The following is a 12,117-nucleotide window of genomic DNA, read 5'->3' on the forward strand; positions in this document are numbered from 1 at the left end:
GGTCGGCGCGCCGTTTTGCTTCGGTGGCCGGCGTCGGCAGAGTATGGGGCCCGTGCCCGAACGCCCGCCTCGACGAGACGACGCCCGGCCGATCCCGCAGCGGGGTGGGCCGGCTCGTCCGAACCCGGACGAGGACGTCGAGGACGACGTCTTCACCGTCGACACCCGCGGCCGGCGACCGGGCCGGACGTCACGCCCAGCCCGTTCGGCACGTGGTGAGCGGTCCCAGCGCCCCGAACGGCCGATCCCCCCGACGCGCCGACCGGACCCCCGACGTCAGCCCCCACCGGGCGGTCGCCGGCCCGTCGCGGAGCCCCTGGAGGACCAGCAGCCCCGCCCGCGCCGCCGTCGTCGGTGGTGGCGGCTCGTCCCCCTCGTCCTCCTGCTCTGGCTGGCCTTCCTGGTCGCCACCCCGCTCCACGCGTGGAGCACGGTGTCGCGCGTCGACGCCGCACCGGCGGGGAGTCGTCCTGCCCAGACGCCGGGCGACACCTACCTGCTCGTCGGCTCGGACGCCCGCGACGACCTGACCGCGGCGGAGCGCAAGGAGCTCGGCACCGGCTCGGCCGACGGCCGACGCACCGACTCGATCATGCTCATCCACGTGCCCTCCGGTGGCGGCAAGTCGGCCATCATCTCGATCCCGCGCGACAGCTACATGCCGATCCCCGGGCACGGCAGCAACAAGGTCAACGCGGCCTACTCCATCGGCGGCCCACAGCTCCTCGTCGAGACCCTCGAGCAGGTCACCGACCTGCGCATCGACGGCTACCTCGAGATCGGCTTCGGCGGGTTCGCGTCCGTCGTCAACAGCCTGGGCGGCGTCGACATCTGTGTCCCCTTCACAATGAAGGACAAGTTCGCCCACATCAACCTCAAGAAGGGCTGCCAGACGCTCGACGGCAAGAACGCCCTGGGCTTCGTGCGCGCCCGGCACTCCGACCCCCGCGGCGACATCGGCCGGGCCGAGCGACAGCGGCAGTTCCTCGGGGCCATCATGAAGGGGGCAGCGACCCCGTCGACCGTGCTCAACCCGTTCCGCTACTGGTCGTTCACGCACACCGCTGCGCAGGCTGTGGGTGTCGGGAAGGACACGTCGCTCAAGGACGCTGCCAACATCCTGCTGGCCATGCGCGGCGCCAGCAACGACTCGACGCTCAGCCTGACCGTTCCCCTGCAGGACCTCGGCTACCGCACCCGCGCCGGGCTGGCCGTGAAGTGGGACAGCGAGCGGGCCAAGGCCCTGTTCACGATGCTGCGCGAGGACCAGCCGCTCGAGGCCCCGCCTGCCGGGACCGACGGCAAGCCGAGCGGCGGCTGAGCAGCCCGGCAGTCACGACAGCCAGGGCGTCCGTCGAAATAGGACGACATGCCCGGCCCGCGCGTTGTGGACCGGCGTGTCGCACAACCTCGACCCACCTCGACGAGGTGGGCGGACGGCATACCGAAGGCTTGGTGGGCGTCAGCCCTTGAGCAGCTGACGGGCCATGACGATGCGCTGCACCTGGTTGGTGCCCTCGTAGATCTGGGTGATCTTGGCGTCGCGCATCATCCGCTCGAGCGGGAAGTCGCGGGTGTAGCCCGCGCCGCCGAGGAGCTGGACCGCCTCGGTGGTCACCTTCATCGCGACGTCGGAGGCAAAGCACTTGGCCGCGGCCCCGAAGAAGGACAGGTCGGCGTCACCGCGCTCGGACTTCGCCGCGGCGACGTAGACCATCTGGCGGGCAGCCTCGAGCTCCATGGCCATGTCGGCGAGCAGGAACTGGATGCCCTGGAAGTCGGCGATGCGCTTGCCGAACTGCTTGCGCTCCTTGACATAGGCCAGCGACTGGTCGAGCGCGCCCTGGGCGATGCCGACGGCCTGGGCGCCGATCGTGACCCGGGTGTGGTCCAGGGTGCGCAGCGCGATCTTGAGGCCCTCGCCGGGAGCGCCGATGATGCGGTCCCCGGGGATGCGCACGTTGTCGAAGATCAGCTCCCGGGTGGGACTGCCCTTGATGCCGAGCTTGCGCTCCTTCTCACCGAAGGTGAAGCCCTCGTCGGACTTCTCGACGACGAAGGCGCTGATGTTGTTGCCGCGTCCGCCGTCGGGGTCGGTGACCGCGAGCACCGTGTAGTAGTCGGAGACACCGGCGTTCGTGATCCACGACTTCTGCCCGTTCAGGATCCAGTCGTCGCCGTCAGGCTTGGCACGGCACTTCATCGCGGCCGTGTCGGAGCCGGCCTCACGCTCGGACAGCCCGTACGAGAACGACGTCCTGCCCTCGGCCAACGGGGTGAGGTAGGTGCGCTTGAGCTCCTCGGAGCCAGCGAGGATGACCGGCATGGAGCCGAGCTTGTTGACCGCGGGGATGAGCGAGGAGCTGGCACAGACGCGGGCGACCTCCTCGATGACGATGCAGGTGGCGAGCGCATCCGCACCGACGCCGCCGTACTCCTCAGCGACGTGCGGTGCAAAGAAGTCGGACGCGACGAGGGCGTCGTGCGCCTCCTGCGGGTAGCGCGACTCCTCGTCGACGGCAGCCGCGAACGGCGCGATCTTGGCCTCCGCCACGTCCCGGACCGCGGCGCGGATCGCCTCGTGGTCCTCGTTGACCTGGAACAGGGGGAAGTCGCTCGATGCAGTCACCCGTCGATCCTAACGAGGGCGTATGCCGTCCCCCCGCCGGTTGCGGTGTGGGACCGGACACTCAGCGCAGCGCCGGGATGACCTCCCGCTCGAACAGCTCGACGCCCGAGAGGTCGTAGGCCGACTCCATGAAGTTCGTGATCGCATACGTCATGCCGAGGTCCTGCATGTCGGCGAGCGCGCTGGCCACTTGGTCGGGCGTGCCGACGGCCGGGCCTTCACGGTTGGCCTTCATCGTCCGGGCGACGGCGTCCTCGGGCACGCCGGCGCTGCGGAGGTGGTTCTCGATCCAGGCCAGCCGCTCCTGCACCTCCTTCTCGTCACGACCGATGACGACGTTGAAGTCGGTGGACCGCGTGATGGTGTCGAAGTCACGGCCCACGTCCGCGCAGTGCTGCTTGAGGATCTCGCTCTTGCGCTTGAAGGTCTCGGCGTCGGCGCCGAAGTTGGTGTAGTCGGCGTACTCGGCCGCGATCCGCAACGTCTTGCGCTCACCACCACCGGCGATCCAGATGGGGATGCCGTTGCGCTCGGAACCGTCGAAGGCGGTGCCCTGCAAGGGCCGGGGGAAGCACATGGCGCCGTCGACCTGGTAGTGCTCCCCGGCATACGTCGCGGTTCCGGTGGTCCACATCTGACGGAAGATCTCGACGCCCTCGCGCAGGCGGGCGAGCCGCTCGCCCGCACCCGGGAAGCCGTAGCCGTAGGCGCGCCACTCGTGCTCGTACCAGCCGGCGCCGATGCCCATCTCGAGGCGCCCCTCGGAGATGACGTCGATCGTGGCGGCGACCTTGGCGAGGTAGGCCGGGTTGCGGTAGCTCATGCACGTGCACATCTGACCGATGCGGACCCGCCCGGTCACCGCGGCGAAGGCCGACATGAGCGACCAGGCTTCATGCACGGCCTCCTCCGTCGGGTGCGGGACGGGGTGGAAGTGGTCGAAGACCCAGATCGACTCCCAGTCGCGTATGCCGTCCGCCCGCCTCGCGAGCCCCGCCATCACCCCCCAGTGCTGGGCCGGCTCGATGCCGACGAGGTCATGACGCCAACCCTGGGGAATGAAGAGACCGAATCGCATACCCCCACCCAACCCGCCCTCCCTCTCCCCCGCAAGTCCCCTCGCGGAGGGCATGATGCGAAGCATGAGCTATCGCCTGCGCAACGACCCCGACCTCATCCGTGAGCTCCTCAACGACCCGGGCGTCTGGGTCGTGGTCGGGCTCAGCAACCACGAGGAGCGCCCCGCCTACGGCGTGTCCCAGTGGCTCAAGCACGAGCTGCACAAGGGGATCATCCCGGTGCACCCCAGGGCCGAGACGGTGCTCGGCGACCAGGGCTACGCGACGCTGGCCGACATCCCGGACCAGGACGTCAAGGTCATCGACTGCTTCGTGAACTCCGCCAACGTGGGCGCCGTCGTCGACCAGGCGATCGACCACAAGGACCGCCTGCAGATCGACGCCATCTGGATGCAGCAGGGCGTCGTCGACGAGGCTGCCGCCGACCGGGCGCGCAAGGCCGGGCTCGACGTCGTCATGGACACCTGCCCCAAGATCGAGTGGCCCCGCGTGAAGCACGAGGGCTCAGCGCGCTGAGCGTCGCTCCCTGAGCGCGGCGCCCTTGGCGTGCGCCTCGTCGCGCAGGCCGACCCGGAAGTCGGCCATCGCCGCGCGGATGCGCGCCGCCTCGTCACCCTCTCCGGCGCCGAGGATGCGGGCCGCGAGGAGCCCGGCGTTGCGCGCTCCCCCGACCGACACGGTCGCGACCGGCACCCCACCGGGCATCTGGACGATCGAGAGAAGGGAGTCCATCCCGTCGAGGTACTTCAGCGGCACCGGTACGCCGATCACCGGCAGGGACGTCACTGAGGCGAGCATGCCGGGCAGGTGGGCGGCTCCCCCCGCGCCGGCGATGATGACGCGCAGCCCCCGCTCCTCCGCCCGCTGCCCGTAGCCGATCATCTCGTCGGGCATGCGGTGCGCCGAGACGACGTCGACCTCATGGGCGATGCCGAACTCGTCCAGCACCGTGGACGCGGGCTCCATCACTGGCCAGTCGCTGTCGCTCCCCATGACGACGCCGACGACGGGAGCCGTTGTGGGAGTGGGTGATTCGCTGCTGCTGCTCGTCATTCGGAGATCGCTCCCTCGATGTAGTCGGCCGCGTGCCGCGCCCGCTCGCGCAGGTCGGCGAGGTCGTCACCGCTGACGTTGACGTGCCCGATCTTGCGACCGGGACGCACGCCCTTGCCATAGAGGTGCACCTTGACCTCCGGGTCACGCGCCATGACATGACGGTATGCCGGGTAGAGGTCCGCGTGCTCGCCGCCGAGGATGTTGCCCATCACCGTCCACCGCTGGCGCGGCCGCGGTGAGCCGAGCGGCAGGTCGAGCACCGCACGCAGGTGCTGCTCGAACTGGCCGGTGACCGCGCCGTCCATCGACCAGTGGCCGCTGTTGTGCGGGCGCATCGCGAGCTCGTTGACGACGAACTCGCCACCGGGCAGCTCGAACAGCTCGACGGCCAGCACTCCGGTCACGCCGAGCTCCCCGGCGATGCGCAGCCCGGCCTCGGTGGCGCGGGCCGCCAGCTCCGGGTCGAGGCCGGCCGCTGGCGCGATCACCTCCGTGCAGATGCTGTCGGTCTGGACCGTCTCGACGACCGGCCAGGCCGCCGCCTGTCCGGACGGGCTGCGCGCCAGGAGCACCGCGAGCTCGCGGGTGAAGGCGACCTTCTCCTCGAGCAGCAGCGGGGAGTCCTCGGACGCGGCTCGCTCGAGCCAGTCGGTCAGCTCGTCCGCGGAGCCGATGACCCGCACGCCCTTGCCGTCGTAGCCGCCGCGCGGTGTCTTGGCCACGACGGGCCAGCCGACCTCGTCCCCGAAGGACGTGACGTCATCGGCGGTACGAGCGGCCACCCACCGAGGGCACGGGATGCCGAGCGCGCTGAGCCGGTCGCGCATGGCCAGCTTGTCCTGCGCGAAGACCAGTGCCTCCGGGGTCGGGTGCATGACGACGCCGGCCGCGGCCAGCGCCCCCAGCACGTCAGTGGGCACCTGCTCGTGGTCGAAGGTCACGACGTCGCACTCCCGCGCGAACGCGAGGACCGCCTCGGTGTCTGTGTGGGCACCCACCGGCGCCGAGGGGATGACGAGGGCGGCACTGGCGTCGGGCGCCTCGGCGAGGACGCTCAGCGTGATCCCCAGCTCGGCGGCCGGGCCGGCGCACATCCTCGCGAGCTGCCCTCCCCCGATGATGCCGACGACGGGGAATCCTCCGGGTGCACGCAGCGGGGAAGTCACCCCGCGAGGATATCGGCCCGGGGTTTGGCCGCTACGCTCGGTCGGTGACGTCCACGACGCCCGGCCGAGGGCCGCTCGACCGGCTCCGGGGAGCCGTCGGCGTCCTCTATCGCGAGGCCATCAAGTTCGGTGTCATCGGCCTGGTGGCGTTCGTCATCGACATGGGCAGCTTCAACCTCCTGCGGCACACCGTGCTCGAGGACAAGCCCACCGCCGCAGTCATCGTCTCGGCCTCGATCGCCACCGTGTTCGCGTGGGTCGGCAACCGCGCGTGGACGTTCCGGCACCGGCGCAACCGGCCCGCGCACCACGAGGCCGCGCTCTTCGCCGGCACCAACGGCGTCGCGCTGCTCATCCAGGCGGCCTGCGTCGCGTCCTCCAACTACCTGCTGGGGTTCGAGTCGCTCACGGCCGACAACGTCGCCAAGGTCGTGGGCATCGGGCTCGGCACGCTCTTCCGGTTCTGGGCCTACCGCCGCTACGTCTTCGCGGGAGAACCACTTGACCTCGACCAGTCACCTCTGAGCGACCGCAAGCCGCTCTCCGGGGGCACGCCACCCTGACCGGCGTGTCCCGTGCCTTTCTCACCAATTCCCCCGAAATGCACCCGACACGCCGATAGCCACAGCGCGTATGCCGGGTGCTCACCTTCCGCTATCGGCGCACCCCGGCCTCAGTCGTCGGCCTCAGTCGTCGGCCTCGGAGAGGAACACGGCGAAGACCGCCGGCTGCGCGCTGACCAGCTCGAGGCGGCCACCGCTGTCCTCGGCGAGGTCCCGGGCCAGCGTGAGCCCCAGCCCGGAGCCGGTCGACGACACCGACCGCTCGAAGATGTGCGGCGCGATGGCCGGTGCCACCCCGACGCCCTCGTCGCCCAGCTCGATGACCACCGAGGGGCCGGCCCGACGCGCAGCGATGTCCACCACCCCTCGCCCGTGGGCGAGGGCATTCTCGATGAGCGTCGACATGATCTGGGCGAGGGCGACCGGGGTCACCCGGACGCGCAGCCCACGCTCGCCATGGATGCGCATGCTGCGCTTGGACGCGGCGAAGGCCGGCTGCCACTCGCGCTGCAGCGAGGCGAGCACGGCGTCGAGCGAGACGCTCGGGCGCGCCGGGTCGCCGACGCGGCTGCGTCCCATGAGGTCGTCGACGACCTTGGTCAACCGGTCCACCTGGGCGATGGCGACCTGGGCCTCCTCCTGCACGACCGCGAGGTCGTCGGTGGCGGCGATCTCGTCCAGGCGCATGAGCAGAGCCGTGAGAGGGGTGCGGAGCTGGTGCGAGGCGTCGGCGGCGAAGTCACGTTCGGCGGCGAGGTTGCGCGTCACCTGGTTGGCACTGCGTGAGAGGACGTCGCTGATGCGGTCGAGCTCGCGGATCCCCGAGTTGAGCGGGCGGAAGCGCGACTCGCCGGCGCCGAGCCGCTCGGCCCGGTCCGCTAGGGCGGTCAACGGGTCACCGAGCAGTCGGGCCCGGCGCTGCGCCACGAACCAGCCCGCACCGAGGCCGAGCAGCACCAGGACGACCACGAGCGCCGTCAGGATGACCACACCGTGCATCCCGGAGGTCGACTGCACGAGGTGCGTCCGCCTCTCGACGGGTGCCGTCGCCACGACGACCCCCAGGACGAGCAGCGGGAGGGCCAGCAGGGCCACGGCGGCTCCGACCGCCGCGAGAGTCGATCTCAGCAGGAGACGGCGCATGCCCTCGTCAGCCCCCCGTGGGGTCGAAACGGAAGCCGACGCCACGGATCGTCGTGATGTACCGCGGTTGCATCGCGTCGTCACCGAGCTTCTTGCGCAGCACCGAGATGTGCATGTCGAGGGTCTTGGTGGAGCCGTACCACGCCGTCTCCCAGACCTCGCGCATCAGCTGCTCGCGGGAGATGACCTTGCCCTGGCTGCGGGCGAGGACGCGCAGGAGCTCGTACTCCTTGGCGGTCAGCTGGATCTCCTCGTCGTGGAGGAAGACCCGTCGTGACTCGGTGTCGACCCTGATGTCGACCTGGCCGGCGGTGGGCGTCTCGGGGATCCCCCGGCGAAGCAGGGCCCGGGCGCGGGCCAGGAGCTCAGCCAGCCGGAACGGCTTGGTGACGTAGTCGTCGGCGCCCGCATCGAGCCCCACGACGGTGTCGACCTCGTCGGCGCGGGCGGTGAGCACGAGCACCGGCACGGTGTAGCCCTCGCCGCGCAACCTGCGGCACACCTCGAGCCCGTCCATCGTGGGCAGGCCAAGGTCGAGGACGAGGAGGTCGGGGCTGTCGCGCGCGGCCTCGAGTGCCTCGCGCCCGTCGGCGCGCACCTCCACCTCATAGCCCTCGCGCCGCAGGGCTCGGGCCAAGGGCTCCGAGATCGCCGGGTCGTCTTCGGCGAGCAGCACGCGAGTCATGCGGGCGATGCTAGTGGGAACAGGGGGAATCACGCGTGTTGGTCCCACGGGCGGTCCTTGCGCGCGCCGCTGGACCGGGCGAGCTCGAACGGGGTGATCGTGCCGATGCCACGCAGGTGGCGGCGGCGTTGCTCGATCATCGAGAACCCCGACAAGGTGCCCAGCGCCCGCGCGACCTCGTCGTCGACGAACACCCGACCGGGAGGCGTCACGGCCGTGAGCCTGCTGGCCCGGTTGACGGTCGTGCCGAAGACGTCGCCCAGCCGGCTGATGACCTTGCCCGAGGCCATGCCGACGCGCACGTCGGGCAGCAGGTCGTCTTCCCCCATGGCGTCGACGAGGTCGAGGCCGATGGCCGCCGCGGCGTTGGCGTCGGCGTGGACGAACAGCACCTCGTCGCCCACCGTCTTGATGACGCGCCCGCCGTGCGTCGTCACGACGTCGCTCGCGAGCTCCTCGAAGCGCTGGACGAGGGTGCCGAGCTGCCGCTCGGTCATCCGCCGCACGAGCGAGGTGAAGTTCACGAGGTCGGCGAAGCCCACGACCCGCAGCGGGGCACTCGGGTCGTGGTCGGTGTCGCGTGCATCGGCGAGCATGCGGGTGATCGCGGATGTGAGGTGACGTCGCCAGACATAGACCATGAGCGGCTCGAGCTGGTCGACGAGGTCGACGATGAGGGTCGCCGACGCCTCGGCCACGCCGCGGTCGGGCACCGAGCGCGCGTCCTTCTCACCGATCTCGGCCTCCTGCTCGTCGGGCGTGAGGTACTCCGCCACGAGCTGGGTCTGCCACACGGCCAGCCGGTCGGAGGTGCGCGCGAACGCGCGGGCCATCGCCAGCGCCATGTCCTCGTCGAGGTCGCTGTCACGGATGAGGTTCGAGACCCGCACCAGTGCGTCGAGGTCGGCCTCGGTGAACATGATTTCCTCGTCGTCGACGATCTGGAAGCCGAGCGCGTGCCAGAGCTTGCGGGCCGACATGACCGACACCGCGGCCTCGCGGCTGATCTCGCGTCGTCCCATCGTGGCCGGGCGCCCGAGGAGCTTCTCCTCGATCTCGGCCTCGAAGTCACGCGGACGCTCGCTCACGTGCCACTCCTCCTCGGGCTTCTCAAGATCTCACCGGACGTGGACGACGTCACCGGCGGCCACGGCATACGGACCGTTGTCGGTCTCCAGGCACAGTCTGCCGTCTGCGTCGATCCCGGTCGCGACCCCGCGCACCTCACCGTGCGGGAGGTGGGTGACGACGGTTCGTCCGAGCGTTCCGCAGACTGCGGCGTATGCCGTCCGCACGGCATACGGGTCGTCGTCCAGCTCGCGCAGGAGGACTGCCAGACGTCGCAGGTATGCCGTGAGCGCACCTTCGCGACTCACTCCCGGTGCGCCCGCGAGACGGAGCGAGGTGGCCGTGTCAACGGGGAGGTCGGCGCGCTCCTGGTCGATGTTGACGCCGGTGCCGACGACGACGCCTGCCGGGGTCAGCTCGGCGAGGATGCCGGCGAGCTTGCGGTCGTCGTCGGCGGGGACGAGGAGGTCGTTGGGCCACTTGAGGGCGATCTCGACACCGCTGACCTCGGTGAGGGCGTCGCGCAGGGCGAGGCCGACGACGAGAGGGACCCACCCCAGTGGCGCCCGCGCCGGGCGGGGCACGACGACGCTGGCCGCGATGCTCGTGCCGGGTGTCGTCGTCCACGCGCGGTCGAGTCGGCCACGTCCTGCTCGCTGCTCCTCCGCGGTGACGACGCGCCAGGGCCTCGGGTCGCGCACGAGCTCGGCATTGGTGGAGTCGACGATGTCGTGGACCTCGACGGGCAACCAGGGAGAGCCGGGTGTGACGAGGGACGCATCCATGGGGCGAGAGGCAGCAGGAAGGGTCACGGTCACAAGGCTAGAGTCCCTTGCATGGCGCAGACCGACACCCAGCCCACCGGCGGAACCGACCTCCCGGCGGCTGACACCGGCATCGACATCCACACGACGGCAGGCAAGCTGGCCGACCTCAAGCGGCGGGTCGGCGAAGTCGCCCACGCGGGGTCCGAGCGGGCTGTCGAGAAGCAGCACGCGCGCGGCAAGAAGACCGCCCGCGAGCGTCTCGAGATGCTCCTCGACGAGGGCTCGTTCGTCGAGATGGACAAGTACGCGCGACACCGCTCGGTCGCGTTCGGCCAGGACGCGAACCGCCCCTACGGCGACGGTGTCGTCACGGGATACGGCACGGTCGACGGACGCACGGTGGCCGTCTTCGCGCAGGACTTCACCGTCTTCGGCGGGTCCCTCGGTGAGGTCTTCGGCGAGAAGATCACCAAGGTCATGGACTTCGCGATGAAGGTGGGCTGCCCGGTGGTCGGGCTCAACGACTCCGGGGGCGCGCGCATCCAGGAGGGTGTGGCGTCGCTCGGCCTCTACGGCGAGATCTTCCGCCGCAACGTGCACGCGTCCGGCGTCATCCCGCAGATCTCGCTGATCATGGGGCCGTGCGCCGGTGGCGCCGTCTACTCCCCCGCCGTCACCGACTTCACCGTCATGGTCGACCAGACCTCGCACATGTTCATCACCGGGCCCGACGTCATCAAGACGGTCACCGGTGAGGACGTGGGCTTCGAGGAGCTCGGCGGTGCCCGCACCCACAACTCCAAGTCCGGTGTCGCGCACTACATGGGGACGGACGAGGAGGACGCCGTCGAGTACGTCAAGGCGCTGCTGTCCTACCTGCCGTCGAACAACATGGAGGAGCCGCCGTCGTTCGCGGACTTCTCGGCCGACGACCTCCCCTCGCTCGAGGTGACCGACGAGGACCGTTTCCTTGACACGATCATCCCGGACAGCCCCAACCAGCCCTATGACATGCACCAGGTCATCGAGTCCTTGGTCGACGACGGCGACTTCCTGGAGGTCGCCCCGCTCTTCGCGCCCAACATGGTCATCGGCTTCGCCCGCATCGAGGGTCGGTCAGTGGGGATCGTGGCCAACAACCCGATGCAGTTCGCGGGGACCCTCGACATCGACGCCTCCGAGAAGGCTGCGCGCTTCGTGCGGACGTGCGACGCCTTCAACGTCCCGATCCTCACGCTCGTGGACGTGCCCGGGTTCCTGCCCGGCACCGACCAGGAGTGGGACGGCATCATCCGCCGCGGCGCGAAGCTGATCTACGCCTACGCCGAGGCCACGGTCCCACTCGTCACCGTCATCACCCGCAAGGCCTATGGCGGTGCTTACGACGTCATGGGGTCCAAGCACCTCGGCGCCGACATCAACCTCGCCTGGCCCACGGCGCAGATCGCGGTCATGGGCGCCCAGGGCGCGGTCAACATCCTCTATCGCAAGCAGCTCGCGGCAGCGGCCGAGCGTGGCGAGGACGTCGATGCCGCCCGCCAGACGTTCATCACCGAGTACGAGGACACGCTGGCCAACCCCTACGTCGCCGCCGAGCGCGGCTACATCGACACCGTCATCACGCCCTCCAACACCCGGATGAACGTCACCAAGGCGCTGCGGGCCCTGCGCACCAAGCGCGAGACCCTGCCCCCCAAGAAGCACGGGAACATCCCCCTCTGATGGCTGACGACGAAGCCCAGCCCGAAACCGGTGCGGCACAACGCATCGAGGTCCTCGGTGACGCCACGCCCGAGCAGGTGGCGGCCCTGGTCGCCGTCCTGTCGGCAGCCTCCGGGGGCGCTGCTGAGGCCGCACCCGCCCGCCAACCATCGGCATGGTCCGCACCCGCAGGACTGCTCCGCCGCTCCATGACCCCAGGACCCGGCGGCTGGCAGCACTCCCTCCGTCCCTAACTCCCC

The 12,117-nt window shown here is 70.3% G+C and carries 13 protein-coding genes; 5 read left to right on the forward strand and 8 right to left on the reverse strand.

The window, feature by feature from the left end:
- Positions 1–52: 52 nt before the first annotated feature.
- Positions 53–1,321 carry an LCP family protein gene (locus ASG74_RS02575; RefSeq protein ID WP_235498775.1) on the forward strand — a complete coding sequence of 423 codons (1,269 nt, stop codon included), beginning with the start codon at positions 53–55 and terminating at the stop codon, positions 1,319–1,321.
- A gap of 141 nt (positions 1,322–1,462) precedes the next feature.
- Here the strand turns inward: ASG74_RS02575 and ASG74_RS02580 are convergent, their stop codons facing one another.
- Both ASG74_RS02580 and ASG74_RS02585 read right to left on the reverse strand, forming a co-directional pair.
- Positions 1,463–2,629, reverse strand: a complete 1,167-nt coding sequence (locus tag ASG74_RS02580; RefSeq protein ID WP_056138646.1) for an acyl-CoA dehydrogenase family protein — start codon at positions 2,627–2,629, stop codon at positions 1,463–1,465.
- A gap of 61 nt (positions 2,630–2,690) precedes the next feature.
- Entirely contained in the window at positions 2,691–3,707 is a 1,017-nt protein-coding gene (locus tag ASG74_RS02585) for an LLM class F420-dependent oxidoreductase (RefSeq protein ID WP_056138648.1), read from the reverse strand.
- A 64-nt stretch (positions 3,708–3,771) separates the two neighbouring features.
- On the opposite strand from ASG74_RS02585, the gene ASG74_RS02590 reads away from it, so the two are divergent.
- Positions 3,772–4,224 (forward strand): CoA-binding protein, encoded by a 453-nt coding sequence (locus ASG74_RS02590; RefSeq protein ID WP_056138650.1) that lies wholly within the window; start codon positions 3,772–3,774, stop codon positions 4,222–4,224.
- On the opposite strand, the gene purE is transcribed toward ASG74_RS02590, so the two are convergent.
- Positions 4,213–4,761 (reverse strand): 5-(carboxyamino)imidazole ribonucleotide mutase, encoded by a 549-nt coding sequence (gene purE / locus ASG74_RS02595; RefSeq protein ID WP_056138655.1) that lies wholly within the window; start codon positions 4,759–4,761, stop codon positions 4,213–4,215. The two genes, ASG74_RS02590 and purE, sit on opposite strands and share 12 nt — an antisense overlap.
- Entirely contained in the window at positions 4,758–5,930 is a 1,173-nt protein-coding gene (locus ASG74_RS02600) for a 5-(carboxyamino)imidazole ribonucleotide synthase (RefSeq protein ID WP_056138657.1), read from the reverse strand. The genes purE and ASG74_RS02600 overlap by 4 nt, the downstream gene beginning before the upstream one ends.
- A gap of 44 nt (positions 5,931–5,974) precedes the next feature.
- On the opposite strand from ASG74_RS02600, the gene ASG74_RS02605 reads away from it, so the two are divergent.
- Positions 5,975–6,493, forward strand: a complete 519-nt coding sequence (locus ASG74_RS02605) for a GtrA family protein (RefSeq protein ID WP_235498776.1) — start codon at positions 5,975–5,977, stop codon at positions 6,491–6,493.
- Positions 6,494–6,616: 123 nt separating this feature from the next.
- On the opposite strand, the gene ASG74_RS02610 is transcribed toward ASG74_RS02605, so the two are convergent.
- Genes ASG74_RS02610 through ASG74_RS02625 form a run of 4 tightly spaced genes read right to left on the reverse strand, consistent with a single transcriptional unit; the run spans position 6,617 to position 10,201 of the window.
- Positions 6,617–7,636 carry a sensor histidine kinase gene (locus tag ASG74_RS02610; RefSeq protein WP_056138658.1) on the reverse strand — a complete coding sequence of 340 codons (1,020 nt, stop codon included), beginning with the start codon at positions 7,634–7,636 and terminating at the stop codon, positions 6,617–6,619.
- Positions 7,637–7,643: 7 nt separating this feature from the next.
- Positions 7,644–8,321 (reverse strand): response regulator transcription factor, encoded by a 678-nt coding sequence (locus ASG74_RS02615; protein WP_056138659.1) that lies wholly within the window; start codon positions 8,319–8,321, stop codon positions 7,644–7,646.
- Positions 8,322–8,350: 29 nt separating this feature from the next.
- The gene (locus ASG74_RS02620) at positions 8,351–9,409 is read right to left on the reverse strand and encodes an adenylate/guanylate cyclase domain-containing protein (RefSeq protein WP_056138660.1); all 1,059 of its coding nucleotides are present in this window, start codon (positions 9,407–9,409) and stop codon (positions 8,351–8,353) included.
- Between the two features lie 30 nt (positions 9,410–9,439).
- A complete protein-coding gene (locus ASG74_RS02625; protein WP_235498777.1) occupies positions 9,440–10,201 on the reverse strand; it encodes a biotin--[acetyl-CoA-carboxylase] ligase in 762 nt (253 codons plus the stop codon).
- 24 nt (positions 10,202–10,225) lie between these two features.
- On the opposite strand from ASG74_RS02625, the gene ASG74_RS02630 reads away from it, so the two are divergent.
- Positions 10,226–11,878, forward strand: a complete 1,653-nt coding sequence (locus tag ASG74_RS02630; RefSeq protein WP_056138662.1) for an acyl-CoA carboxylase subunit beta — start codon at positions 10,226–10,228, stop codon at positions 11,876–11,878.
- Complete coding sequence (locus ASG74_RS02635) at positions 11,878–12,111, forward strand: acyl-CoA carboxylase epsilon subunit (protein WP_056138665.1); 234 nt, start codon at positions 11,878–11,880, stop codon at positions 12,109–12,111. The genes ASG74_RS02630 and ASG74_RS02635 overlap by 1 nt, the downstream gene beginning before the upstream one ends.
- Positions 12,112–12,117 lie beyond the last annotated feature (6 nt).

It is taken from the genome of Knoellia sp. Soil729, assembly GCF_001427985.1.
In the GTDB taxonomy this organism is placed as follows: domain Bacteria; phylum Actinomycetota; class Actinomycetes; order Actinomycetales; family Dermatophilaceae; genus Knoellia.